Source organism: Dactylosporangium sp. NPDC049140 (assembly GCF_040648435.1).
This window is the reverse complement of the sequence record NZ_JBEZDS010000035.1, coordinates 65,025-90,632: the sequence shown is the minus strand read 5'-3', so window position 1 is coordinate 90,632 and position 25,608 is coordinate 65,025. Positions and strand designations below refer to the sequence as shown.

At 70.6% G+C, this 25,608-nt stretch carries 18 protein-coding genes and 1 pseudogene; 5 read left to right on the top strand and 14 right to left on the bottom strand.

Annotation, left to right across the window (positions count from 1 at the left end; all coding sequences use genetic code 11):
• Nucleotides 1-72: 72 nt before the first annotated feature.
• Nucleotides 73-1,038 carry a zinc-binding dehydrogenase gene (locus AB0B76_RS39865; RefSeq protein WP_360385459.1) on the bottom strand — a complete coding sequence of 322 codons (966 nt, stop codon included), beginning with the start codon at nucleotides 1,036-1,038 and terminating at the stop codon, nucleotides 73-75.
• Between the two features lie 155 nt (nucleotides 1,039-1,193).
• On the opposite strand from AB0B76_RS39865, the gene AB0B76_RS39860 reads away from it, so the two are divergent.
• Nucleotides 1,194-1,988: a helix-turn-helix transcriptional regulator gene (locus AB0B76_RS39860; protein WP_360385457.1), complete on the top strand. Its 795-nt coding sequence runs from the start codon at nucleotides 1,194-1,196 to the stop codon at nucleotides 1,986-1,988.
• 21 nt (nucleotides 1,989-2,009) lie between these two features.
• Here the strand turns inward: AB0B76_RS39860 and AB0B76_RS39855 are convergent, their stop codons facing one another.
• Nucleotides 2,010-2,981 carry a helix-turn-helix transcriptional regulator gene (locus AB0B76_RS39855; RefSeq protein ID WP_360385455.1) on the bottom strand — a complete coding sequence of 324 codons (972 nt, stop codon included), beginning with the start codon at nucleotides 2,979-2,981 and terminating at the stop codon, nucleotides 2,010-2,012.
• Between the two features lie 257 nt (nucleotides 2,982-3,238).
• Nucleotides 3,239-6,106, bottom strand: coding sequence for a BTAD domain-containing putative transcriptional regulator (locus AB0B76_RS39850; RefSeq protein ID WP_360385453.1), 2,868 nt, complete (start codon nucleotides 6,104-6,106; stop codon nucleotides 3,239-3,241).
• A gap of 208 nt (nucleotides 6,107-6,314) precedes the next feature.
• On the opposite strand from AB0B76_RS39850, the gene AB0B76_RS39845 reads away from it, so the two are divergent.
• Both AB0B76_RS39845 and AB0B76_RS39840 read left to right on the top strand, forming a co-directional pair.
• The gene (locus tag AB0B76_RS39845; protein ID WP_360385451.1) at nucleotides 6,315-7,148 is read left to right on the top strand and encodes an alpha/beta hydrolase; all 834 of its coding nucleotides are present in this window, start codon (nucleotides 6,315-6,317) and stop codon (nucleotides 7,146-7,148) included.
• Between the two features lie 11 nt (nucleotides 7,149-7,159).
• The gene (locus AB0B76_RS39840; RefSeq protein WP_360385449.1) at nucleotides 7,160-8,011 is read left to right on the top strand and encodes an alpha/beta hydrolase; all 852 of its coding nucleotides are present in this window, start codon (nucleotides 7,160-7,162) and stop codon (nucleotides 8,009-8,011) included.
• Between the two features lie 227 nt (nucleotides 8,012-8,238).
• Here the strand turns inward: AB0B76_RS39840 and AB0B76_RS39835 are convergent, their stop codons facing one another.
• From AB0B76_RS39835 to AB0B76_RS39810, 6 genes and pseudogenes are all read right to left on the bottom strand, one after another.
• Complete coding sequence (locus tag AB0B76_RS39835; protein ID WP_360385447.1) at nucleotides 8,239-9,003, bottom strand: hypothetical protein; 765 nt, start codon at nucleotides 9,001-9,003, stop codon at nucleotides 8,239-8,241.
• On the bottom strand, nucleotides 9,000-9,245 hold the full coding sequence (locus tag AB0B76_RS39830; protein WP_360385445.1) for a hypothetical protein: 246 nt from the start codon (nucleotides 9,243-9,245) through the stop codon (nucleotides 9,000-9,002). Before AB0B76_RS39830 ends, AB0B76_RS39835 begins: the two co-directional genes overlap by 4 nt.
• A gap of 515 nt (nucleotides 9,246-9,760) precedes the next feature.
• Nucleotides 9,761-11,632: an Hsp70 family protein gene (locus AB0B76_RS39825; RefSeq protein WP_360385443.1), complete on the bottom strand. Its 1,872-nt coding sequence runs from the start codon at nucleotides 11,630-11,632 to the stop codon at nucleotides 9,761-9,763.
• A gap of 463 nt (nucleotides 11,633-12,095) precedes the next feature.
• Nucleotides 12,096-14,624 carry an Hsp70 family protein gene (locus tag AB0B76_RS39820; RefSeq protein ID WP_360385441.1) on the bottom strand — a complete coding sequence of 843 codons (2,529 nt, stop codon included), beginning with the start codon at nucleotides 14,622-14,624 and terminating at the stop codon, nucleotides 12,096-12,098.
• 12 nt (nucleotides 14,625-14,636) lie between these two features.
• On the bottom strand, nucleotides 14,637-15,233 hold the full coding sequence (locus AB0B76_RS39815; RefSeq protein ID WP_360385509.1) for a tetratricopeptide repeat protein: 597 nt from the start codon (nucleotides 15,231-15,233) through the stop codon (nucleotides 14,637-14,639).
• Nucleotides 15,234-15,245: 12 nt separating this feature from the next.
• Nucleotides 15,246-15,299 (bottom strand): annotated as a pseudogene (locus tag AB0B76_RS39810) (hypothetical protein); the annotation flags it as partial.
• A 522-nt stretch (nucleotides 15,300-15,821) separates the two neighbouring features.
• On the opposite strand from AB0B76_RS39810, the gene AB0B76_RS39805 reads away from it, so the two are divergent.
• The gene (locus AB0B76_RS39805) at nucleotides 15,822-16,376 is read left to right on the top strand and encodes a dihydrofolate reductase family protein (protein ID WP_360385439.1); all 555 of its coding nucleotides are present in this window, start codon (nucleotides 15,822-15,824) and stop codon (nucleotides 16,374-16,376) included.
• On the opposite strand, the gene AB0B76_RS39800 is transcribed toward AB0B76_RS39805, so the two are convergent.
• Entirely contained in the window at nucleotides 16,352-19,369 is a 3,018-nt protein-coding gene (locus tag AB0B76_RS39800) for a BTAD domain-containing putative transcriptional regulator (RefSeq protein ID WP_360385437.1), read from the bottom strand. The two genes, AB0B76_RS39805 and AB0B76_RS39800, sit on opposite strands and share 25 nt — an antisense overlap.
• A gap of 58 nt (nucleotides 19,370-19,427) precedes the next feature.
• On the opposite strand from AB0B76_RS39800, the gene AB0B76_RS39795 reads away from it, so the two are divergent.
• The gene (locus AB0B76_RS39795) at nucleotides 19,428-20,234 is read left to right on the top strand and encodes an alpha/beta fold hydrolase (protein ID WP_360385435.1); all 807 of its coding nucleotides are present in this window, start codon (nucleotides 19,428-19,430) and stop codon (nucleotides 20,232-20,234) included.
• A gap of 164 nt (nucleotides 20,235-20,398) precedes the next feature.
• On the opposite strand, the gene AB0B76_RS39790 is transcribed toward AB0B76_RS39795, so the two are convergent.
• From AB0B76_RS39790 to AB0B76_RS39775, 4 genes are all read right to left on the bottom strand, one after another.
• Nucleotides 20,399-20,560, bottom strand: coding sequence for a hypothetical protein (locus AB0B76_RS39790; protein ID WP_360385433.1), 162 nt, complete (start codon nucleotides 20,558-20,560; stop codon nucleotides 20,399-20,401).
• 10 nt (nucleotides 20,561-20,570) lie between these two features.
• On the bottom strand, nucleotides 20,571-21,014 hold the full coding sequence (locus AB0B76_RS39785; protein WP_360385431.1) for a VOC family protein: 444 nt from the start codon (nucleotides 21,012-21,014) through the stop codon (nucleotides 20,571-20,573).
• Between the two features lie 166 nt (nucleotides 21,015-21,180).
• Nucleotides 21,181-22,782: a tannase/feruloyl esterase family alpha/beta hydrolase gene (locus AB0B76_RS39780; RefSeq protein ID WP_360385429.1), complete on the bottom strand. Its 1,602-nt coding sequence runs from the start codon at nucleotides 22,780-22,782 to the stop codon at nucleotides 21,181-21,183.
• A 78-nt stretch (nucleotides 22,783-22,860) separates the two neighbouring features.
• On the bottom strand, nucleotides 22,861-25,584 hold the full coding sequence (locus tag AB0B76_RS39775; RefSeq protein ID WP_360385427.1) for an AAA family ATPase: 2,724 nt from the start codon (nucleotides 25,582-25,584) through the stop codon (nucleotides 22,861-22,863).
• Nucleotides 25,585-25,608: the final 24 nt, after the last annotated feature.

Below are 25,608 nucleotides of genomic sequence, written 5' to 3'. Positions count from 1 at the left end.
ACCGTCGTGACGGACGTGCGACAGGTCGACGTGCCCGGCGCGCGCAACACCCTCTCCCTACTGGCCTGATGGTCAGGGGACGAGGGCTACGAAGCCGAGTCCCGTCGTGTGTTCTGCGAGGTCGAGGGCGGCGGCCGGGTCGTCCAGGCCGACCGTCAGCAGCTCGATCGCGGAGAGGTCCAGCAGCCCGGAGCGGACCATGTTCCACACCGTGGTCACCGTCTCGTCGTCGCTCATCCAGGAGCCGCGCAGGGTGAGCCTCCGGCGCATCAGGTCGCCGTACGGGACGGTGAGGTCCTGGCGGACGCCGCCGATGAGCACAAGGGTGCCCCGCGTGCGCAAGCTGTCATAAGCGGCCATAGTCGCGTCCGCCGTCGGCGTGGCGCCGAGGGCGTCCAGAGCCACGTCCACCGGGCCGATTCCTGCCGCGTCCGTCGTGCGGTCGCCGGTCAGCCGGTGGGTGCGCACGCGGGGACCGAACTCGGCCAGCCGGTCGAGCGCCTCCTTGTCGCGGCCCACCGCCGTCACCGTCGCGGCGCCTTCCGCCAGCGCCACCAGCACCGCCGCGCCGCCTAGCTGGCCCGTCCCACCGATCACTGCGACGTCGCGGCCGGCCAGCGGGCCCGCCGCGTGCAGGCCTGTGGCGGCGATGCAGAGCCACGGCAGGAACGACAGGCGGGCGGGGTCCGGGTAGTTCTCGGCACCGGGCAGCTTGACCATCGTCTCCTTGGCGCACAGCGCGCGCTCGGCGAAGACGCCGTCGTGCCATACCGTACGCATGCGATCGGTGCGCTCGCTGCCAGCGCCGGACCCGCCCAGGCCGACCCAGCCCACCAGGATCTCGTCGCCGCCGCCCGCGTCGAGCAGCGCCGTGTCCAGCACGATGTCGCCCGGGGCGACGTGGAACACGTCGGGCGCGACGTCGGTCACCCGGGCAATGCAGGAGGGGCCGAGGGTGAGCGGCACGGGCAGGCCGCCGCGGTTCCCGTTCACCACCATGTTCGTGTACGCCGGCAGGTGCGCGGCGAGCACCTCCACGAGAACGCCACCGCCCTGGAGCGTCGGCGAGGGAACCTCGGAGAGGCGTACGGCATCGTCTTGTGAAGCAACAGTCCAAGCACGCATGAACCAAGCCTCGCACCGCAATAAGGTGGTATCCAGAATCGCTTTATTCTGGTACCGGAGGTTCTCGGGTGAGCACAGAGCTGGGCATGTTCCTGCGCAGCCGGCGCGAGCGGATAGCTCCGGCCGACACGGGCCTGCCGGTCACCGGGCGCCGCCGCACACCCGGGCTGCGCCGCGAGGAACTGGCCCTGCTGGCCGGCATCAGCGCCACCTGGCTCACCTATCTCGAGCAAGGCCGCGACGTACGCCCCTCCGGCCAGGTGCTCGACGCCCTCGCCCGGGCGCTGCGGCTGACCGCCGCCGAGCAGGAGCACCTGCGCCGCCTCGCCGGTGGAGACGCGACCCCCGAGCAGGACACGCCCGAGGAGGCCGCGCCCGAGGTCGCAGCCGTCCCGGCATTGCTCGGCGGCAACCCCGCGTACATCACCGGCATCTGCTACGACATCCTCGCGACCAACGCCGCCGCCACGGAGCTGTTCCGGGGCATCGAGCCGGGTGGCAACATCGTGCGCTGGATGTTCACCGAACCCGCCGCCCGCGAGGTACTGGTCGACTGGGAACGGGAGGCCCGCAGCATCCTGGCCCGACTGCGGGCGATCGCGGGGCGGCATCCCGACCACCCGCGCGTGACCCGGCTCGTGGCCGAGCTGACCGAGGCCAGCCCCGAGGTGCGCCAGTGGTGGCCACAGTACGACATCCAGTTCAGCCACGCCGGCCGCAAGCGCCTCCGGCATCCCCGGCTGGGCGTCATCACCGTGTCGCACACCGCGTTCCACGTCGCCGAGCGGCCCGAGCAGACGCTGGTGGTCTACCACCTGCCGGGCAGCACAGGCCCCGTTGCACGAGGCGATACCTCCAGCTGAGCCGTCCAAGGAACAGCGCCCTCACACCTCGTTCGCTACAACCCGTGCCAGCTCGTGGCGCGAGGAGATGCCGAGCTTGCGGAAGACCTTGCGGAGGTGGTAGTCCACTGTGCTCGGGCTGAGGAAGAGCTCAGCGGCGACCTCCCGGTTCGACGCACCGGCCGCAACCCGACACGCGACCGCCTGCTCCTGACCGGTCAGTCCCGCGAACTGTCGTAAGTGGCTTGTGCCGGCACGGGACGCCAGAGCTGTCCGAAGCTCGCGCCGGGAGGCGACGCCCACCGTGCGGAAGATTCCGCGCAGGTGGTGGTTGACCGTGTGCGCGCTGATGAACAGACGCGTGGCGACTTCGCGGTTGGTGGCGCCCCGCACGACGAGCTCGGCGACCTGACGCTGTTGCGGGGTCAGTTGCAAGCTGTTGCCGGCCTCGTCGATCGGCCGCGTCGTCAAGGCGAGTTCGGCCGCGGCCCGCTGTCCGTACGCCGGAGCACCGATGGCGGTGAACATCTCCACAGCGTCGGCCAGGTACGCTCGCGCTTCCGCCCGCCGGCGATGACGGCGCAGCCACTCACCGAAGACGAGCCGGGTGTACGCCCGATGTGTCAGCGTCTCGGTTTCATCGATGAGCCGAAGCGCTTGGTGGTACAGGGCCTCCGCCGCACGAGCGTCGTTCGCGAGCGCCGCCGCGCACCGAACCGACAGCGCCGAAGCAAGCGGTGTCGTACAGCGCCCGACCCATTCTCTCAGCCGGGCGAGCGCTTCCTTCGCTGTCGCGCGCCGACCGCAGCGCACGCCGGCCTCGATCATGACAACCAGAGGCGCTTTGCCCGTTGTACCCGGGTGAAGTTCCCACGCCCTGCGCGCGACCGCGAACGCCTCCGGGTAGCGCGATCGTCCGAGGTGCATCACCATCAGTCCGTGAGCGGCGGCGCGGTTGGCGGGCTCGTTGTCGAGCGCCGCGGCCGCGGCGCGCTGACGCCGGGCCGCGTGCATGGTTCGCGCATCCTCACCGCGCCAGGCGAGTAGCGGGGTACACGCGATGGAGTCAAGCTCCGCCTGCGACCACCCGGCCGACCTGGCGGCGCGCTCACTGCGCCGGGCATATGCCTCCGCATCGGCCAGACTCCCGCTCGTCGCCGCCTCGAACGACAGCTCGGCGAGTATCCGGGGAGAACGATCTGCACGCATGGTGCAGATCGGATCGCACCGCTGTGTGGACGCAGTGCAGAATCAGTGCAGGCGACCGCGGATCAGGGCGGTGTTTCCAGAAGGTTCAACCGCGCCCGCACGTACGCCACCATGTCCCGGTAGCCGACCGCCTCCTCGACGCTGGACATTTCGACCAGTTCGTGGAAGCCGTCACCGGCGATGAGAGTCTCGAACCGCTGGGACGCCTGCTCGGCGCGGACCATGTCACCGCGATCGAAGGCCGCCCTCGCGAGAACCGCGGCAGTGGCGCACAAGGGACCGTTTGACTCGCTGACTGCCTCCGCGAGCCCCCATTCGGCCACCTCAATCGCCTGGTCGAGCCGGCCAAGCTTCCACGACGCCTCGGCGACGTACCGCGCGTAGTAGATGTTGAGATGGTTGAGCCTGTCCGCCCAGACGATTGCCAAGCCTTCCTCCCCGGCCCGTCGACCGAGCTCGGTGCGCTCGAACTTCAGATGGATCTCGCTGAGCGTCAGCAGCCCCGATGCCAGAAGATCGCGTCGCCCGGCCTGCCGGGCCAATTCCACCGCGCGTTCGGCGTGGGCCAGGCACGCCGTGTCGCCCTGCACCATGTTCCGCATGGCAAGGTTGCGCGAGACATTCGACTGCCCGGCGAGATCGCCTATCCTGGCGAAGATGGACAGTGCTCGTTGCATGTGCGTGACGGCGTCCGCGACAGGTGACAACATCGCGACGCAACGTTCGAGCTCCGCTTCGACGACGGGCTCGACGATGCCTGGGGCGGCATCCAGGATGCGCTGCGCGATCGTCACATTCGTCTCGGGCGCGTGAGGTGGCCGGTCCAGTCCCGGTACCACACCCAGGACGAGGAGGGCCGCCTCCCGCACCATGCCGTGCCGCAGAGCCACCTCGGCGATGGGCCAGACCGCCGGTTGTTCGCGCGTGTACCAGTCGAGAGCCTCTTGCAGGCTTTGGCACGTCTCGGCCCACACGTCCGGTCCAGGGGCCGGGAGGACCGTGACCGGCTGTCGCCAGTACCTGGCGTAACATGCGTGGACGGAGTGCAGATAGTGCACGACGAGTCGGCGCTCGACCGCCTCGCGCTCGCCCGCTCGGTTCAGCACTTCACCGCCGTACGCCCGCAGGAAGTCGTGCAGAGAGAACCGCCCGGGCCGCGACTCCACGAGTAGGTTCGCAGCTACCAGCGCGTCCAGCCGGAGCCGGGTGTTCGTCCGGTCGATTCCCGCTGCGCTCGCCACCGACTCGAGTGAGATCTCCTGCCCGGGGTGTGCGGCCAGGACGCGAAAGATGTAGGCCGCGTCTGGTTCGAGATTGTGGTACGACCACGAGAACACCGTCCGCAGGTCATCGCCTCGCTCTACAGTGGACAGCGTGTCGAGGGCACCGGAAGGCGTGGCCAGCTGGGCCGCGATGACGCGCAACGGCAACCGGGGATTGAGGGCGGCCCGGGCGGCCACGATCGCCAGTGCCAACGGCAGGCCTGCGCATGCCGTCACGATGTCACGCACCGCGTCGGCTTCGGCGTCCGTGCGTGCCCGTTCCAGCCGGTTGACCAGGAACTCGTGCGACTCCGCTTCGTTGAGCCGGTCGAGCTGTACGTACCGGGCACCTTCGCGAGCGACGAGACTGACCATGCTGTTGCGACTCGTGACGATGACCAGGCTGCCACGGGTAGCGGGCAGCAACGGACGGACCTGCTCCGCGTCGCGGGCGTTGTCCAACAGAATCAACATACGACGGCCGGCCAGGACTGTGCGGTAGCGGGCAACCCGCACGTCCAGGCTCTGCTCGGGTGTGTCCTGTTCACCGAGCGAAGCGAGCAACGTGGACAGCGCGTCGTCCGACGACATCACCCGCCCGGTCGGATCGAAGCCGCGCAGATTCAGGTAGAGCTGGCCGTCGGGAAACTTGTCGGCGATCTCGTGCGCCCAGTGGACAGCGAGGGCGGTCTTTCCGATGCCGCCCATGCCGCCCAACGCAGTGATGACAACCGTCGTCTCGCTGAACGTGTCGGCCAACCGCTCATCGAGAATGGCGGCCACATCGTTGCGTCGTACGAAGCCGGCGACAGGTGGGGGTAGCTGGGCGGGGCGAAGGACATTTGCCGGTGCCTGTTCATCCTCTGGTGTCCAGCCACTCGCGAGCAGTTCGCGGTATGCGTCGCGCAACCGCGGTCCCGGTTCCACGCCGAGTTCTTCGACAAGCCGTCGACGCGTCTGCTCGAACACCCGCTGGGCTTCGGCCCGGTTACCGGTAGCCAGATGGGCGCGCATCAGGCTGGCCTGTAGCGCCTCATCCAACGGAGCCGCTTCGGCAATGATCAACAGCGGTGTCAGTGCTCTGTCGGCCATGCCACTCAAGATCGCGGCATCGGTCGCCGCGACCGCCACCGCGATCCGCTCCCGTTCGACCGCCACAAACCCGGCCGTATTCAGGGTCTGAACGGGAAAGCCGGCGAACGCCGGACTTCGCCCGAGCTCAAAAGCCGTGAGATACGCCCGCACGCCGGCTGTCGTGTTCCCACTCGCCACGTCTGCGCGGGCCCGGCGTACCAGCTCACGGAACATGGCCAGGTCGCAGTCCTCAGTCGCGATCAGGAACCGGTACCCGGTGCCCGCGGGCAACAGATATCGCCCATTGGAGCGGGCCGGTAGGTCAGGCTCGAGAATCCGCCGGAGTTGGCCGACATGCCGCTGAATCTGGTTTATAGCACTCGCGGGCGGGTTTTCGCCCCACAGGCAGTCGACCATGGACTCGATGCTGACGACGCCGCCGGCGGCGACGAGGAGCATGGCGAGAATGACCTGCTGGCGCCACGGACCGAGGTCGACCTCAGCACCGTCGCGGGCGGCGCGCAGTCCGCCGAACACCCTGAACTGGGAGTGCGGCCGCGATTCACCCGATTGCCCGTGTTCAGGCGCCCTCACGAACACACCCTACGTAGGAACGATGAATGCGCAACGTCCTGCCCAGGATACCCCGCCGAGGACGCTCCGAATTTCGCATGTCTCGTGTTCGGGTCGATATCGCCCGTGACGACGAGGACTACGCATCACGAGTGATTCGGCGACCGCCCCAGGGTCCGTACCTTCGGCCAGGTTCCCCTCCCCGGGGGTCGACACGGAAGGAGTACGCATGCCCTACCTAGCGGTTGGCTCGGAAGGCGCCAACCCCGTCAATATCTACTACGAAGACCACGGCAGCGGTACACCCGTGGTGCTCAGCCACGGCTACCCACTCAGCGGCCGCTCCTGGGAGAAACAACTTTCCCAACTGCTCGCGGCCGGATACCGGGTCATTACCTACGATCGGCGGGGATGGGGTAACTCCAGCCAACCCGCGACCGGATACGACTACGACACGTTCGCCTCCGACGTCAACAAACTTCTGACGCAGCTGGACGTTCGCGGCGCCATTCTCGTCGGGCACTCGATGGGCACCGGTGACATCACCCACTACCTCGGTAGGTACGGCACCGAGCGGGTCGCCAAGGCTGTCCTGCTCTCGCCGATCCCTCCATTCCTGCTTGGGACGGCGGATAACCCCGAGGGCGCGCCACAGTCGCTGTTCGATGGTTTCATCCAAGCCGCACAGGCGGACCGGTACGTGTGGCTCAAGCAGTTCCTGGAAAACTTCTACAACTTCGACACCTACGGCGGGACCCTGGTCAGCGACCAGGTGCTCCAGGCCAGCTGGAACCTCGCCGTGGCCGGGTCTCCGATCGCCGCCGTAGCGTGCATCCCCACCTGGCTCACCGACTTCCGCAACGACCTGCCGAAAATCGACGTGCCGGTCCTCGTGATGCACGGCGACCAGGACCGCATCCTGCCGATCGGGCTGACCGCCCAGCGGCTGCCCGGACTCATCAAGGACATGCGGCTGCTCGTCATCGAGGGCGGGCCGCATGCCATCGCGTGGACCCACGCCGACCAGGTCAACGCCGCCCTGCTCGACTTTATCCAAGACTGAAAGGGAACACGATGAAACTCCCCCTCCGTCGGCGGACCATCTACATAGGAGCGGCCGCTGCCGCGCTCACGTTCGGCCTGGTCGGGGTCGGCACCGCGCAGGCTTCGACCAGCCATGTGACAAGTCCTGCCCAAGCCCAGCCCAAGCCGACCGTCGTGCTGGTACACGGTGCCTGGGCCGACGGGTCCAGTTGGTCGGGCGAGGTGAGCCGGCTGCAGCACGACGGCTACCCCGTCGTTGTGGCACCGAACCCGCTGCGGGGCCTGTCCAGCGACGCCGACTACCTGCGTGACTTCCTCAGCGGAATCACGGGACCGATTGTCCTGGTTGGACACTCGTACGGTGGCGCCGTCATCACCAACGCCGCCACCGGCAACGCCAACGTCAAGGCTCTGGTCTATGTGGACGCCTACATCCCGGATGCGAACCAGTCGGTGGCCGGGCTGACCAGCGCCGACTCGGTCCTCGCACCGGCCGGCAGCAACCCCGCATCGGTGTTCAAACTGGTGACATACCCGGGCGCGCCGGACGGCATCTATGACACCTACCTGCTCCCGAAGGTGTTCGCGGCGGCGATGGGTGGCGGGCTGTCCCCGTCCCAGGTATCGGTTCTCGCGGCCTCACAGAGCCCGACCTCGCTGATCGCGCTGGGCGAGCAATCTGGCGCGCCGGCATGGGCGTCGATCCCATCGTGGGACCTCGTCGGCACGCAGGACAAGGTCATCCCCCCGGCGGCCCAGCTGTCCATGGCCGCGCACGCGCGAGCGCACGTGGTCAAGGTCAACGCCGCGCACCTGTCGCTGGTCACCGCCCCGGATGCGGTTACCCAGCTCATCGAGACCGCCGCGCGCGCTACGGCGTAAAACGGCCTCGACGCTCTGAGGTGGTGGCGCTTCTGCGACCACCGCCTCAGAGTCTCGGGAGTGCCCCCTACGAACCCGGTACTCCAGCCCGGACTCGAGACGTAGATTGCGCTGCATCCGGTCGCCCGACGCTCACCCGTCATGAGCTGTCCAGGTACGAGCGTGACGTTCGGCTGCCGACGGCAGCCGCGGTGGGCCTGACTGGTGATCAGCCGGCTGACCGGCCGCTACGAGCCGCGCAGTTCCTCATAGCGGTCACGGGTGGCCCGCTCGATGCCGACCCGGGTCTCGACCGAGTGGCCGCCGCCGACGTGGCCGTCGACGAAGCCGGCGAGCTCTTCCAGGGCCTCGATCAGCAGCCGGACCTGCGGGATGCGGCGGCCGTTGCCGAGGTCGACGTAGAAGCCGACGAGGCGTTCCAGCCAGGGCGCGTACTTCGGGTCGCCGAGCAACTCGCAGAACTCGCGGAAGCTCAGCAGCCGGCGCTCCTCGCGGTGCCACAGGTCGTGGCCGATGCTCGTCTGGGCCGCGTACGGGATGCCGCGGTCCTTGAGGAAGCCGACGTGCACCCGCAGCAGCAGCGCGCCGAGGCGGGTGTCGGCTGTCTTGGACAGGCTCAGGTAGGGCACGTTCTCCCGGACGCGGGCGATGTGCGCGAACAGGCACGCCGCCAGGTACGCCGCCGAGGTGAGGCGGATGCCATCGCCGGCGAACCAGCGGACGGGCTTGCCGGCGATCTCCTCCGGCCGGTCCAGGACGGCCAGCTCCGCGAAGCGCCCGCCGCCAGCCTCGATGCGCGGCAGCGTGTCGGCGAGGCGGAAGTAGTTCTCCACCGTGTGGAAGCGCAGCGGGTTGAGGTAGGTCTCGCGGATGAGCCGCCGCTCGGCGTCATCGGCGCCGCGCTGCTGATGGCGGGCGGTGAACTGGGCCGACAGGATGGCCACGATCACCGAGGCGAGCGCCCCGACGAGGGCGGGAACCGCCACGTTCACGGGGCCTCCCGGATCAGGTGGGCGTGCAGTTTGCGCAGGTGGGCCCGGTCGTAGCCGCGCGGGACGACGACCAGGGCGGGCCCGGCCAGGGCGGCGCGGACCTCGGCGGCCTCGGCCGGGTCGCTCAAGGGTAGGGCGTCGGCGGCGCGGCGGACTAGGTGGTCGATGCGGCCGGGCTCGTAGCCGCGCAGGACGGTGTCGAAGTCCGGGCGGTCAACGGCGTCGAAATCCAGACCCCTCATCCGGTCGACCGTATCAACGACGGGTCGCGCCCCGGCACCCTCTACAACCACATCCCCGACCTGCGCGCCGCGGACCGGGCCCGCGCGGCCGCCGCGGCGGCGGGCGGCCCACCCGCGCCGGGCGTGACGTCGCTACGGCGGGCGGTGCGCGAGACGCTGTCGCCGGGCGAGCGGTCGGCCTGCGCCGGCGCGAGCCGGCCGCGCGGGCGCACGACGTCTTCCTGCAGCGGCCGGCCACGCAACACGGCGTGGGAAGCCGATCATGCGGAGGCGTCCGTCGAGGCCGGCTGATCGAGCCATGGGTGACGTGGCATGGGCCATGTCTACTTCTCGCCCGGACTCCCGGAGCGGCTAGCCGACCTGGTTGCGCAGCCGCAGCGCGACGACGATGACGTCCGCCATCAGGTGCAGCATCCGCGAGTCGCCGGCGAGCCGGACGACCGTGCGGACGATCGGCAGCCGCATGGCGCGCGATGCGACTGGGAGCAGATCCTTGCGACGAAGCCTCTAATGAATTAAGTGACAGCAAGCCGCCAGACGATGGCCGTGTGGTCGTTGCTGGCGGTGGCCATCGTCTTGCCGCCTGAGCTGAACGCCACATCCTCCACCGTGTTCCCGTGGCCGGTGAGGTTGGCGATACGGGTAGGCGTGGCCGGGTTGGTCACGTTCCACCCCATGACTGTGTTGTCCCTGTCGCCGGTGGCCATGGTCTTGCCGTCCGGACTGAACGCCACCGAGTGCACCTCGTTGTTGTGGTCGGTCAGGGTGGCGAGCAGGGTCACAGGGGTTGTGGGCGTCTCCGTGGCAGACGCCGCGTTCGACGCCGGCAGGCTGGTGGCAGCGTTAGCGGTTGGTTTGGTGACCGGGGGCCCGGACTTCAGGGCGAACACCACAACGACAGCGATGATCACGGCCACAGCGGTAGCGGCGCCGGCGAGCAGGCGACGCTGCCGGCGTGCCGGTGCCGTCGGCGCCACGACCTCGACGGTCGTCAGTAGCTGGCCTTCGTCCGCATGCGGGGGGTCGATCGTCTCAGGTGTCCGTGTCGGCACGGTGGCCTGGACCGGTTGGCCAGCGCCCCGCTCATCTTCAGCAGCCGACTCATGTCCCACTTGCGCAGGTGGGTGAGCAGGTGTGGATGCCAGCGACATCGGTGCGGGTGGCGCTGCGGACGATGCGGGGGCAGGCGATATCGGCCCGGGCGGGTCCGGCGGCGCAGGTGCTGGCGGCGTCGGCTGCTCGACCACCACGAGTGGGGAGGCTTCCTGCGGTACCGAAGCCGGCGCTTCGTTCCTAACCGGCGGTGCCGTAGTGTGCGGGTCGGCGCCGTCAATGTGCAAGGTGCCGCCCGCCACGATCAGTTCGGGCTGTTCGATCACGGTCGGCGCGATGCCCAGCGCGCGGTGCAGCAGCGTGGCGGACAATGACATGCGGCTGGAACCGCCGACGAGGAACACTGCCGCGACCTGCTCGGTGCGGATCCCGGCATTGCGTACGGCGAGGCGGGTCGCTGTGACCGTCCGGTCCAGCAGTGGTCGGGCGAGATGGTCCAGTTGCTCCCGGCCGAGGACGGCGTCCAGGTCGAGGATCGGCACGAAGATCGTCGTCATGGAGGTGCGGGAGAGTTCTTCCTTGCCGGTGCGGACGTCGTCCCAGAAGGTGCGCGACGTTCGCCGGTCGGTGGAGGTGGCCGGGGCGGTGAGCCGGTGCCAACCCTCCGGGTCGCGCACGCCGTGGGTGGCGCCGAGATGCGCGACGATCGCCGCGTCGACGTCCAGCCCACCGGCATCCAGGATGCCCTCCTCGGCCAGCACCTCGAACCCGTCGGCTGTGCGCCGGACCACGGATGCGTCGAACGTGCCCGCACCGAAGTCGTACACCACGAGGCAATCACCCGCCGGAATCGAGTGCCCGAGGACCTGCACGTAGTACGCCGCGGCGGCGACAGGCTCGGCGACGAGCGCTGCCGGTGGCAGACCCGCGACGGCGGCGGCCTCCAGCAGCGTGTGCCGACGGCGGGCGCCCCAGCCCGCCGGGTGGGTCAGGACCAGCCGGTCGACCCCGGCACCCGCAACCCGAACCGCCTCGTCATGCACCCGGCGCAGCACCGCGCCGATGAGTTCGGCCACCGGCACCGCCCGGTCACCGAGCAGGACTTCGCCGTCGTCGATGCGAGATTTCGGGTGCGCCTCGAACGCCTCCGGCCGGCTCCGCGACGCGCGCACCGCATCGCGGCCGACAATCAGCTCACCGCCGGGCGTGACGCAGACGGCGGAAGGCAACAGCGGCGTCTCACCGAACAGCAGCGGCAGTGCCCGTCCGTGTCCATCGCCCAACCCGATGACCGCCACGGTGGACGAGGTGCCGAAGTCGATGCCCAGCGTCATCACGGCACGGTCATACCACAGCCGAGCAACAAGATCGATACGGTGTGCGAGCCGATGCCGACACCGTGTCCGTTCGGCTGAGATGGTCTCCACGGAGCGGAGAGCGTGTTCCGCGTCCAGAGTTGACGGGGTCCGTCGTCGGCGCCGACACGGGCGAGCCCGGCCCGGGCCAGCATGACCGCACCAGACCGGGTAGTCGGGGTCGTCCGGGTGCAGTAGGACTACCCTGCGGTAGATGTCTTGAGGATCGGCGTTGTCGGCTTCAGGGTTGGCGATAAGCCGCAACGATCGGGTCTGGGCCTGGCCGGCTTGGCCGCCGCCGAGGAGGGTCTTGCCCGGCTACCAGGTGGCTGCGTCAGTGTCTCGGATGCCGACGGGGCGCAGCACCGAACGGCCCCGAGTGTGGATAACTAGGGTCAATATCGCCTCGCCCTGTAGAGGCCGTGGGCACCGGAGAACGAGGTTAGGCTACGGCTAGCCGCCATAGCATGATCCTCCTGTCTTCCCCGGCAGTGGCCATGGTTTTGCCGTCTGGACTGAACGCTACCGAATACACCGGTGCATTGTGCTCGGTGATGGTGGCGGCTTTGGTCGGCGCAGCCGGGTTGGTCATGTTCCACACCCTGGCCGTATTGTCGCCAGCCGTGGTGTTGTCGATGCGGGAGGTGGTGGTTGCCATGGTTTTGCCGTCCGGAGTGAACGCCAGCGAATACACCATGCCCCTGTGTTCGGTGATGGCGGCGAGTCGGGCCGGTGTGGCTGGGTTTGTCACGTTCCAGATCATGGCCGTGTTGTCTTCGCCGCCGGTGGCCATGGTTTTGCCGTTTGGAGTAAACGCCACTGACAGGACATAGCCCTTGTGTTCGGTGATGGTGGCGAGTCGGTTCGGTGCGGCTGGGTTGGTCACGTTCCAGATCATGGCGGCGTCGCCGCCGGCGGTGGCCATGGTTCTGCCGTCCGGGCTGAACGCCACATCGAACACTGAGGACTTGTGGTCCGTGATGGTGGCGAGTCGGTTCGGCGTGGCTGGGTTTGTCACGTTCCACAGCATGAGTTTGTAGTCCAGGCCACCGGTGGCCATGGTCTTGCGGTCCGGGCTGAACGCCACCGTAAACACGTTCCGTTGGTCGGTGATGGTGGCGAGCCGGGTCGGTGTGGCTGGGGTTGTCACGTTCCAGACGATGACCCCGTCTTCGCCGGCGGTGGCCATGGTTTGGCCGTCCGGGCTGAATGCCACCGAAGACACTGTGCCTTTGTGGTCGGTGATGGTGGCGAGCCGGGTCGGTGCGGCCGGGTCGGTCACGTTCCACAGCATGACTGCGTCGCCGCCGCCGGTGGCCATGGTTTTGCGGTCCGGGCTGAATGCCACCGAAAACACCGTGGCCTTGTGGTCGGTGATGGTGGCGAGCCGGGTGGGGGTAACCGTGGCGGACGCCGCGATGGACGCGGTCGTGCGATTGGGGGCGCTGCCGGATGATTCGGTGCGCAGGGCGGTCACAACCACGGCGACCGCGGCAGCCACGGCGACGACGGCGGCCGAAACGGCGAGCAGACGACGCCGCTTGCGTGCTGGAGCTGTCAGCCCCACGACCTCGAACGTCGTACCGGGCCGGCTTGCATCCACCGGCGGGGACTCGCCCGGTTCGGCGGCGGATTCACCGATCTCCAAAGCGTCGCTTGCCTGCGTCTGTTCGGCGGCCTGGATCGGTTGGTCGGTCGCCGTCTCGACTTCGTTGCCATGCCGATGATGACGATCAGGCTCAGTCGCATCGCGAAGGTTGGGCGCGGGCGATACCGGGTCAGGGGAGATCGGTGCGTTCGGGTCCGACAGAGCGAGCGTTGGCGCCGGCGGTGCGGGCTGCTCCGCCGGCGCAGGTGTCGAAGCTTCCGACGGTACCGATTCCGGTGGTTCGGTCTTCGAAGGCGGCTCGGCGCCGTTCACGCGTAAGGTGCCGCCGGCCACGACTTGCTCGGGCTGTTCGATGACCGTCGGCGGCGTGCCCAGCGCCCGGTGCAGCAGTGTGGCGGGTAGCGACATGCGGCTGGAGCCGCCGACGAGGAACACCGCGGCGATTTGTTCAGCGGGGATTCCGGCATTGCGTACTGCGAGCCGGGTGGCCGCGACGGTGCGGTCGAGCAGCGGGCGGGCGAGGTGCTCGAGCTGTTCCCGTCCGAGGGGCGCCTCGACGTCGAGGATCGGCACGAAGATGGTTGTCATGGAGGTGCGGGACAGTTCCTCCTTGCCGGCGCGAACGTCGTCCCAGAAGGTACGGGATGTGCGCCGGTCGGTGGGGGTGGCCGGCGCGGTGAGCCGGTGCCAGCCGTCGGGGTCGCGGGCGCTGTAGGTGGCGCCGAGGTGCGCGACGATCGCGGCGTCGACATCCAGGCCGCCGGCGTCGAGGATGCCGTCCTCGGCCAGCACCTCGAACCCGCCGGCGGTGGGTCGTACCACCGACGCGTCGAACGTGCCTGCGCCGAAGTCGTACACCACGAGGCAGCCGCCCGGAGGTACGGTATAGCCGAGGACGTGGGCGTAGTAGGCCGCGGCGGCGACAGGCTCGGCTACGAGCGCTGCCGGCGGCAGCCCTGCGATGGCGGCCGCCTCGCGTAGCGTCTGCCGGCGCCGGGGGCCCCAACCTGCTGGGTGGGCCAGGATCAGCCGGTCGACCGGGGCACCTGCCACCCGGACCGCCTCGTCGTGCACCCGTCGTAGCACCGCGCCGATGAGCTCGGCCACTGGCACCGCGCGGTCACCGAGCAGCACCTCCCCGTCGTCGATGCGGGACTTCGGGTGGGGCTCGAAGGCATCCGGCCGGGCGCGCGATGCCCGTACGGCATCGCGGCCGACGAGCAGGTCACCACCCGGTGTGACACAGACGGCGGAGATCAGCAGCGGCGTCTCACCGAACAGCAGCGGCATTGTCCGTCCGTCGTCCAGCCCGAGGACCGCTACGGTGGACGAGGTGCCGAAGTCGATGCCGAGCATCACCATGGCACGGTGATATCACGGCAGTGCCGGCATGATCGATACGTTGCGCCTCCCGGCGTCACTACCGTGTCCGTTCGGCAGGGAAACCTTGTCCGAGTGGGGGGGACATTCCATGTGGATGATCGGCATGGACCGGCCCCGGAGCGGCGACGGGCCGGTCAGTGGGCGCTCGTGGACGGGCAGCCACCTCGCCGCGGAGGCGGACCTCGGCGCCGTGGCACGGGCCGGGATCGTGCGAGATGCACATGTCCTTGCGGCGCTCAGATCGCCGGCCCTGCAACGCACAGCGGCGGAGACCACACCGGCTAGCCCTCGCCGCTCGGGCAGGTTCGTGGCTGGTCTATCCGAAATGATCTGATCTGAGGTCACGCCGGTCGGTTTGCGCCAGCTGTTCCTGCCAGTAGGCGAGGTCGTTGCGAGTTGCGCACGACGCGACAGGGTGTCGAGGTGTTCGGCGCCGAATAGCCGGGTCCGGGCCTCGAGCACCGCCTGGTGCTCGGCTTCGGCGTCGTCGTAGCGGCCTTGGTCCCGCAGTACGCCGGCGAGGTTGCTGCGGCTGTCGAGGGTGTCGAGGTGTTCGGCGCAGAATAGCCGGGTCCGGGCCACGTCCATCATCCGCATGTCGGCTTCGGCCTCGGCGTAGCGGCCCTGGCCGCGAAGCACGCCAGCAAGGCGGTAGCGGCTGCTCTCTGTCGAACGTCCCGACGACGCGCCGCTGTCATGCGCGACGCAGCTGCGCGACGAAGCCCGGCACTACTGCAAGGCATCGTGCGGCTCCGGCTCAGCGCCCGCCGATCCTTCGGCGCCACCGCCCGGGTCGCGGCTGGTCATCGACATCGACTCGGTGTTGTCGGCGGGCGCCCGCACACCCCTCACCGGAGCGCACGAAGGTCGGCGCCGCCCGAGCCGAGGCCTGCCGGTCGGCATCCATCAGGCCGAGCATGTACCGGCCGCGCATGACGGCGACCCGGATTCTCGAGTTGCGCCGTTGGCGGTCACCTGCGAGCGGAGGCGCACCCGGAGGGCGCCGTGAGAACAGTGAAGCTCGGAGACATTCGGCCCTCGATGAGGACCGAACCAGGGCGATTCCCCCGGGGCCGCCGTTGCCGGCATAAGGCAATCTGAAGCGAATCGTAAGCGGCCCTCGGCAGAGTGTTCCCTGTCAGCAGCGATCACCACGACGCACCCGGGAGAGCCTCCATGCGCAAGCTCATCAACTCCACCTACCTCACCCTCGACGGCGTCATCGAGCACCCGATCTGGACGTCGCCCTACTTCGCCGAGGAAGCGACCGAGTTGGCCGCCGAGCTCACCAACGGCGCGGACGCGCTGCTCATGGGCCGCGCCACCTACGACGGCTTCTCGCAGGCCTGGCCGGCGATGGACGAGAACGATCCCACCACCGGCGCCGCCTTCTTCAACAACGTCAAGAAGTACGTGGCGTCGACCACGCTGAAGGACCCCTCCTGGAGGAACACCGAGGTGCTGGAAGGGGACCTGGTCGAGGCGGTCGCGAAGCTCAAGGAGCAGGACGGCCGGAACATCGTGCAGTACGGCTACGGTGCGGTCACCGCGCAGCTGGTCACGGCCGGCCTGGTCGACGAGGTGAAGTTCTGGATCCACCCGGTCATCGTGGGCGCCGCCAGCTTCTCCAGCGTGCTGAGCGACGTCAAGGCCACGTTCGAACTCATCGACACCCGGGTCTTCACCAACGGTGTCATCGTCGCGACCTACCGGCCGAAGGCCACCGCCTGAGCGAGGCTGAGTTTGGCGCCCTCGGCCACCAGCTCGTCGAAGCGTTCCTGGCCGAGCGCGGCAACCGCCCGTCGCGCCGCCCGGTCGAGCTCGTCCTGCTCGGCCGGGGCGGCCGGGGCGAAGTTTTGCTCGCGGGCGGTGGCCGCGGCACCCAGCAGCCGGGCCGCCACGGCCGGCTCGGCCACCGTGGCCATGCCCTCGGCCGCGCCGATGCCGTCGCGAGTGGAGCCGATGGCGCTGTCGTACGCCTCCGTGTGCAGTGCCCAGGCGGCCGCCGGGTCGCCCTGCAACTCCCGCGCGTAGGCCAGCTCGACCAGGATCATCGGCAGGTACGGCGGCGGGCTCGGCTCGACCCGGCCCTGGTCGGCGATGCGGGTCAGGTGGGTGACGGCCTGGTCGAGGCGGCCCGAGCGGCGGGCCGCGATGCCGAGGCTCGTCTCGGCGAACACCACCGCGGTGGGCGCGCCCTGCTCCACGGCCAGCCGGTAGGCGCGTTCGGCCAGCTCCCGCCCCGTGTCGTGGTCCCGGCGCTGCACCGCCAGCCAGGCCAGCCACGACAGTTTCGCGCCGACCTGCGGCGCCAGCGAGAGCTCGGTCGCCCAGCGCAGCCCTTCCCGGTGCAGGGCGGCGGCCCGTTCGTGTCGGCCGCGGAACTCCGCCAGCCCGCCGAGCCAGTCGCTGGCCCGCAGCCGCCCCCACCGGTCGCCGAGCTCGGCGAACAGCGCGTCGCTGCGGGTCGCGGCCGCCTCCAGCGCGGACAGCTCACCGGCGGCGTGCGCGATCATCGCCCGCGACGCCAGCACCGCTGCCTCGGTCCACGCGTCGTCGAACTGCTCCGGCAGCAGCTCGGCGGCGAGCGCCAAATTACCCCGGTCCAGCACGGCGTCCGCCACGAACCAGGCCGACCGTCCGGCCGGATCCAGGGCAAGCACGTCCCGGACCTCCGCGGGTACCCGCTCGCCCTGCAGCAGCGCCAGCCCGAGCCGCCAGGGCGCGGCGAGGCGCTCCTCCTCGGCCGTGCCGGTCAGCGCCAGGGCGGCGCGGGCCTCGCTGAGCCGCCCCCGCAGGACCCAGTACCAGGTGAGCGCCAGCGCCAGCCGCAAGCCGCCCCCGTACGTGAGCGCGGCCTGCAGGTTGGCCCGCTCGGCGTCCAGGACCGCGAGCCACCGCTGCTGCTCGGGGCCGCGCAACAGCGGGTCGGCGTGCTCGGCGAGGGAGCGGAAGTACCCGGCGTGCCGGCTGCGGATCGCGGCGGCGTCGGTGAGCCGCGCGGCGCCGAACTCCGCGATCGACTCGAGCAGCCGGTACCGTGGCCCCGGCTCGGCCACCACCAGCGACCGTTCCACGAGCCGGTCCAGGGCGTCCAGGCCGGCGTCGCACACCTGCTCGGCGGCTTCGGGGGTGCAGCCGTCGCGGAAGACCGACAGCCGCGCCAGCACCGCACGGTCCTGCGGGTCCAGCAGGTCCCAGCTCCACGCGATCACCGCGGTGAGGGTCCGCTGCCGTTCCGGCACGTCGCGCTGCCGGGTGGTGAGCAGCCCGAAACGGTCGTCCAGGCGGTCCACGACGCCCTGGACGCCGAGCGCGCGCACCCGGGTCGCGGCCAGCTCCAGGGCCAAGGGCAGGCCGTCCAGCCGGCGGCACAGCTGCGCCACCACGGGTGCGGTCTGCTCGTCGAGCCGGAACCCGCGGTGCTGCGCGGCCGCGCGCGCCGAGAACAGCCGGGCCGCGGCCGAGCGCCGCACCGCGTCGACGTCGGCCGGGTCGCCCGGCAGCGCGAGCGGCCCCACCTCCCAGACCTGCTCACCGCTCAGCAGCAGCGGCTCCCGGCTGGTGGCCAGCACCCGCACCCCGGCCGCGTCGCGCAGCAGCCGCCCGACCAGCGCGGCGGCCGCCGCGACCACGTGCTCGCAGTTGTCCAGCACCAGCAGCATCTCGCGGTACCGCAGCGCCGTCACCAGCCGGTCGGTCGCGGACCCGGCGGTGCCCGGCGCCTCGTGCAGGCCGAGCGTCCCGAGGACCTGCTCGGCCACCCGCGGGTCCGCCGGCGCCAGCGGCGCCAGCTCCACCAGGTGCACACCGTCCGGGTGCACCTGTTCGGCGGCGGCCGCCGCGGCGAGCCGGGTCTTGCCCACCCCGCCCGGCCCGACCAGGGTGACCAGCCGGGCGGCCGGGATCAGGGTGCGCAGTTCCGTGAGGGCCTCGGCCCGGCCGATCAACTCGTCCAGCTGGGCGGGGAGGCTGTTGCGGACGATCGCGGACTTCGGCGGTGCGGTGAGCGCAGGATCCTGTTCGAGGATCTGCCGGTACAGGGCGGCCAGTTCCGGTCCTGGGTCCAGGCCCAGCTCGTCGGCGAGCCGTTCCCGCAGCCCGGCGTAGCTGTCCAGGGCGTCGGCCTGCCGTCCCGCGGCGTACAGGGCGCGCATGTGCACGGCGCGCAGCCCTTCCCGCAGCGGGTGGAGCTCGACGAGCTCGGCCAGCTCCGCGGCGACCTGGTCGTGCTCGCCGCGGGCCAGCCGCGCCTCGGCGAGCCGCTCGTGCACGAGGAGGCGCTGCTCGGTGAGCCGGGCCGCCTCGGCGCGCGCGAACTCCTTATCGGCCACGTCGGCGTACGCCTGGCCGCGCCACAGTGCGAGCGCCGCGCCGAGCCGGTCGAGGTCGGCGGCGTCGGCGAGCGCGGCGAACCGGTCGGCGTCGACGTCGTCGGCCCGCAGCCGGTAGCCCGGCGGCCGCGACTCGATCAGGTCACGCGCGCCCGGCTCGGCGTCGTTGAGCGCCTTGCGCAGCTGCGATACCCGCACCTGCAGCGCGCCGGCGGGTTTCGCCGGTGCGTCGTCGCCCCACAGGTCCTCGATGAGCCGGTCGGCGGAGACCACCGTGTTGCGGTGCGCCAGCAGATCGGCCAGCAGCATGCGCACCTTGGCGCCGGGCACGACCACCGGTTCGCCGTCGTCGGTGGTGACGGCGAGCGGACCGAGGATCCCGAAGCGCATGACGGATCATCCTACGGCGGTAAGCCGACCGTAAGCGCGGGCCTGCACACTGCGTCGCATGCAGATGTACTTCGAGGAGCACGGTGACGGCCCGGGACGGCCGCTGATCCTCGTGCCGGCCGCGCTGTCGGGCATCCGTACGTCCTTCGGCACGCTGCTGCCGTTGCTGGCCGGCGCCCGGCGGGTCGTCGCCGTCGAACTGCCGGGGCACGGACGCAGCCCCGACTGCGACGGGCCGTACACCGTCGAGGGCTTCGCGGCCGACGTGATGCAGCTGCTGGACCGTCTCGGCCTGGCGCGGGCGGACCTGCTGGGCTGGGGCCTGGGCGCCGCGGTCGCGCTGCGGATCGGCACCCACCACCCGGCGCGGGCCGGCCGGCTGGTGCTCGCCTCGCCGGCCTTCGACCGCGGTGGCCTGCACCCCGGGCTGCTCGACGGCGCCGCGCACCTGCGGCCCGAGCACCTGTACGGCTCGGAGCTGCACGAGGAGTACCTGCGTACCGCGCCCGACCCGGCGGGCTGGGACCGCCTCGTCACGAAGATGGCCGTCCTGGACGCGCATCCGCCGCGGTGGACGGCGGCGCGGATCCGCGCCCTGCGGGTCCCCGCACTGGTCGTGGTCGGCGACGCAGACATCGTCCGGCCGGAACATGCCGTGCGGATGTTCCGCCTGCTCGGCGGCGGTGTCCCCGGCGACGTCTGCGCGATGCCGCGGTGCCGCCTCGCGATCCTGCCCGGCACCACCCACGCCTCCCTTCCGCACCGGGCCGGGCTGCTGGCCCCGCTGGTCGAAGAGTTCCTCGACGAGGACGTCGCGGACGCACTGACCGGCGGCCGAGTCGTCCGCCACGCACGCGATGCATGAAGACATTCGAGCGGGCCGGCACCCACTGGCTGTGCGCCCGCTACACATAGGTCGTCCAGCGGCTCCTGCCGCCGCTCCTCTCATCGACCGGGCGGCACCCGCCCCGTGGGACCCGGGTCGCTCCGGGGTCCCACGACGGGGCGGGTGCTGCGTGCGTGCGTACCTCAGGGCGTCTCGCTGGTCTTGGCGCGGGCCATGAAGTCCGCGTACCAGACCGGCCACTCCGGATCCTCTCGCCCGATCTCCTGCTCGTGCCGACCATGCGCGACCGCCGCGTCGCGCAGCGCCTGCTCCAGTTCCCGTGCCGAGGCGTACACGATCTCCATGGTGGTCTCCTCAGCGGCCGGGGATGCGCTCGGTGACTTCCTGCAGCAGGAAGCCGTTGCCGTCCGGATCATTGAACGACGAGAACGAGCCGTACGAGCGCCGGCCCGGGTACAGCCCGGGTGCCCGCTGCTCGGTGCCCGCGTGGTGGAAGACGCCGCCCTCGTCGTGGAAGATCTCACTCACCTCGACGCCGTTCCCGATCAGCTCGGCCCGCGCCTGCTCGATGTCGCTCACGATGAGGTGCAGGTTCTGCACCGAGCCCGGCTCCGCCGTGCTGATCCCGCTGCCGACGATGATCGAGCACTGCGAGCCCGGCGGGGTGAAGTGCACGACCCGGAAGTTCTCGCCGTCGACGTAGTCGAGGTCCTCCCGGAAGCCGATCCGCTTGTAGAACTCCTTGGCCCGGTCGACGTCCGTCACCGGTAGCACGATCACCTCGAGCTTGTATTCCATGATTGCCACTCCTCTGCGATTCCTCGATGCCGGCCGGCATCCCGTATTCAAGATCGCGCCAGCAGCGTTGTCGTCGCCCCAGGGACGGACCCTGGCGACCGCCCTGGGGCACCGGGGCACTGCTGGGGCAACTCGCGGCATGAGCCGAAGCCTTGCGCGGATGGGGTCAGGCGTTGACGCAGTGGTAGTTCGCGGCCGAGGCCGGGTCGCCGTGGCCGGTGTAGCGGGCCACCGTCGGGTACCGGCAGGTGTCGCGGGTGACACTGCGGTCAGCGGTCGTAGCGGCGAGAGTGGCCGGGGCGTTGCCCTTCTCCACCCAGTCGACGAGCGCGCCCAGGTCGTCCGTGGGCTGCGGGCCGGTACCGCCTCCGCAGTGGTTCACGCCCGGGAGCAGGAAGAGGCGATAGAAGTCGTCGACCTTATTGTCGCCGCCGAGGGTATGGGCGACCCGCTCGCGATAGTCGACGGTGCCCTGGGTGGGTACCAACTCGTCGGTCTGCCCGTGCCAGCTGAGCAGCTTGCCGCCGGCCTTGGCGAACGCGGACAGGTTCGGATCGTCGGTACCGATGATGTCGTTGAACTCCCGCTGCGAGGCGCGGAAGAGCTGGTCGAACGACCGGTAGGTCAGCTTCGTGGTGTCGAACGACGGGTCCTGCGTCACGAAGTACTTCACCCAACTGTCCGCCACGAAGAACGGCGCGCCGGGCGTGGCCAGGGCGGCGAGGCTCGCGCCCTTGTTCGGCCCGTACCAGAGCTGCTTGCCGTTCGGCGAGACCGGCCCGGCCCAGACCTTGTTCACCGCGTCGGCGGTCGCTCGGGAGATTGTGATCTCCTTGCCCTCGCAGACAATCTTGGTACCGACCAGCCGCCGGGCGTCCCAGTGGCAGTCTTGTGGGTTATCGATGATGCCGTCGCTGACCCCGTCGAGGGTGTCACAGGCCTGGACCGCGGCCGTGGTGAACGCGTCCAGCTCGCACTTGGTGGGCGCGACCTTCTCCTCGTTGAAGACGGCCTGCGACCAGAGCGTCGCGACCGCGAACCGGTCCCAGTTGATCGCCGGCGCCTTGGCCAGGATCCCGTCGAAGTCCGTCGGGTAGTCCTGGGCCTCCTCGTAGCCCTGGCGGCCGCCGGTCGAGCAGCCGTTCCAGTACGAGTAGGTCACCGGGTTGCCGTAGTACCTCCGGGCCACGTCCTTGCCGACGACGGCCATGTCGTGCAGCGAGCGGGAGGCGAAGTCCTGCAGCAGCGGGGTGTTGACCGTGCCGGCCGAGGTGAGCGCCCAGCCACTGACGTCGAGCGGGTTCGCACCGACACCGGCGTCGGTGGCCGCGGCGACGTAGCCGGCCTTCATCGCGGCGACCAGCGGCGAACCGAAGTCGCCGGCGAGATAGGCGCTGCCGCCGGTGGCCTGGAACCGGCCGGTCCAGTTCCTTCGGTCCTGGGGCAGCACGACCTTGATCGTGACGTGGTCGTTGGCTCCGGCGTGGGTCGCCGTGACCGTGACCTCACACCAGGCCGGTACGCCGGTGAGCGTCTCCTCCTGGGGGTGCAGCGGAGGAGCGGCCGGGAACGTGACGGTCCCGCCGGCGTGGGCGACCGCTGTCACGCCTTCGACTGCGGTGCCGGCGGGCGCGGAGACGGGAACAGCGGCACAGGTCGTGGCAGCGACCGGCTTTCCGTCGTGGAAGGCGGCGTTGGCGGCCATCGGCACCAATGCCGCTGCCACCGGTACCGCCGCCGCCATCAGGATGATCAGTGGTCGTTTCATGCCGACCAGACTCACCGGCGAAACCCGGGTGGCACCCCAGGGAAGCACCCTGGCGCGTACCCGGGGCGCTCCCGCTGGTTACCGGTCGCGCAGGGAAGAGGCCAACTCGCGGCGGGAGCTGATGCCCAGCTTGGTGAAGATCTTGCGCAGGTGCCATTCGACGGTGCGCGGACTGAGGAACAGCACTGCGCCGATCTCCGGATTGGTACGCCCCGCCACCGCCAGCCGCGCGATCTGCGCCTCCTGCGAGGTGAGCTCCTCGCGTACCCCAAGGGCTCGCTTGCGTACCGTCTCGCCGGTGGCCGCGAGCTCGCGCCCGGCGCGCTCGGCGAATCCTTCGGCCCCCATGGTGGTGAACGCTTCGTGCGCGGCGCGCAACTGGTCCCGCGCGTCTCCGCGCCGGCCCTCGCGGCGCAGCCATTCGCCGTAGAGCAGGCGAGCACGCGCCGTTTGCAGGCTGAGCCGGGTCGCGCCGAACTGCTCGACCGCCGCGCGGTAGTGCTCCTCGACCGACTCGGCCGGACCGGTCAGCGCGTCTGCGAGCGCCTGGGCGCCGCGTGCCCAGGCCGTGTCGACGACAGACGTACGGGCGGCGAGCCGGTCCCGTGCCTCGGCCGCGACGCTGTTCGCGCCGGCACGGACCGCAGCCTCGACTAGTTCCCCGAGCGCCCACTGCAGCACAGCGAGGTCTTCGTACCGGGCCGCCTCCAACGCCGCCTCCAACGCCGCCGGGTACTGGCCGAGCCCGTTGAACAGCACCGCTCTGCTGTATCCGGCGACGGCCAGGTTCCACCCCAGGCCACCCGCCTCGGCATACCTCACCAGAGCCTCGATGAGTTCCAGCGCCGGCTCCTCGCGCCCGCGATGCGCAGCCAGAATGACCATGCTGGCCGGATGTGGCGGCGCGCCGGTGACGTTTCCGAGGGCCTCGGCCTCGTCGAGCAGGTCCGCCGCGTCAGCGAAGCGGCCGGCGTGGATCAGCGCGGTGGCACGGAAGGTCAGTGCGGCCGGCAGGAGGGATAGCCTGCCGCTCGTACGGGCGTAGCTGACGACCTGCTCGGTTCTGGTGAGAAATGCCGCGTCGTCCCATACCTCGTGCGCCACGGCCCCGTTCAGCCAGGCCAGATCCAGGTCGTTCTCGACGGCGACCGCGGCCAGGGCACGGGTGAACAGCGGTATTGCCACCGCATGTCCCTCCAGGAAACATGCCGTCAGAGCCGCGAGTAGCAGGCCGGCGGGCTCCCCGCCGGGCGTGACGTCGCGGGCGGCCTCGGCCGCCCGACGCAGGTCGTCGCCGCCGAGTCGCCCCGCGTTCACGGCCGCGCCGATCGCCGCCAGGTAGGTTTGCCGAGCCGCGACGGGATCCAGCGCCTCCAAGCGGCGTGCGGCCGTCAGCAGTGGCGGTCCCGCTGCCCGTCCGGCGTTGAGCGCGAACGCGGCCTTGGCGCGGAGCCGCTCCACTGCGGCCTGCTGTACCGGGTCGAGCGGACCGAGTTCGGCGGCGCCCAGCAGGTCCGACACCTCGGCCAGGGCTCCGGCGGCGAATCGGGCCTCGGCGGCGGCCAGGATGCGCCCGGTGCGCTCGGCCGGATCCGGAGTGAGCTCGGCCGCGCGGGTGAGGAAGGCGGCGGCCGCGGCCCGGCCGCCACGCGCCATCGCCCGGTCGGCCGACTGCTCCAGTTCGGCGGCGACCTCTTCGTCCGGTCCCAGCGCGGCGTGCGCCCGGTGCCAGGCGCGTCGGTCGGGGTCCTGCTGGGGGTCGGTCACCTCGGCGAGCGCCCGGTGTACGGCGCGCAGCTCGGTGGGCTCGGCGGTGCGCCAGCTGGCCGAGCGGACCAGCGGGTGCCGGAACCGTACCCTGGTACCGATCTCGATCAGGCCCGCGGCCTCCGCGGGTGCGGCGGCGTCCAACCCGACGCTGAGCCGCTCGACCGCGCGCCACAGCAGCAGCACATCGCCGACCGGCTCGACGGCTGCGGTGAGCAGCAGCGTGCGGGTATCCGCCGGCAGCGCCGCGATGCGTCGCTGGAAGCCCTCCTCCACCCGGTTCACCAGAGGCGTCGTGCTCCGCCCGCCGAACCCGAACGCCAGTTCCGCCGGTGTGAGACCGCGGGGCAGCTCGAGCAGGGCGAGCGGGTTGCCGCGCGTCTCCGCGACGATCCGGTCTCGTACCCGGGCATCCACCGGCCCGGGAAGCACCGAGCCCAGGAGCTCCCGCGCGTCCGCGTCCGACAATCCCTCGACGCGCAGCTCCGGCAGCCCGTCGAGGATTTCTTCGTCACCGGGGCTGCGCGCACCGAAGACCAGGGCGACCGACTCGGCATCCAGCCGCCGGGCGACGAAGGTGAGGATCACCGCGGACATCCGGTCCAGCCACTGCACATCGTCCACGACACAGACCAGCGGCTGCTCCGACGCGGCCGCGGCGAGCAGCCCCAGCACGGCCAGCCCGACGAGCAGCGCCTCCGGTGGCTCGCCGGCGCTCAGCCCGAAGGCGGTGGCGAGTGCGACACACTGCGGCTCGGCGAGCCGGTCGAGGTAGCCGAGCAGCGGCGCGCAGAGTTGCTGCAGGGCGGCGTAGGCGATCTCGGACTCCGGTTCCACCCCGGCCGCTCGGATCACGCGGACGGCCGAAGCCTGCGCGTTCAGGTAGTCGAGCAGGGCTGTCTTGCCCGCTCCGGCCTCGCCGCGCAGGACGAGCACCCGGCTCTGCCCGGCGCGAACGTCCCGCATCAGCCGGTCGAGCGCCTCCTGCTCGCGTCGACGCCCTCGCAGCGCAGAAGCCTCGGCGTTGATGGGCACGTCACCCAGCGCTCCTGATCCCGG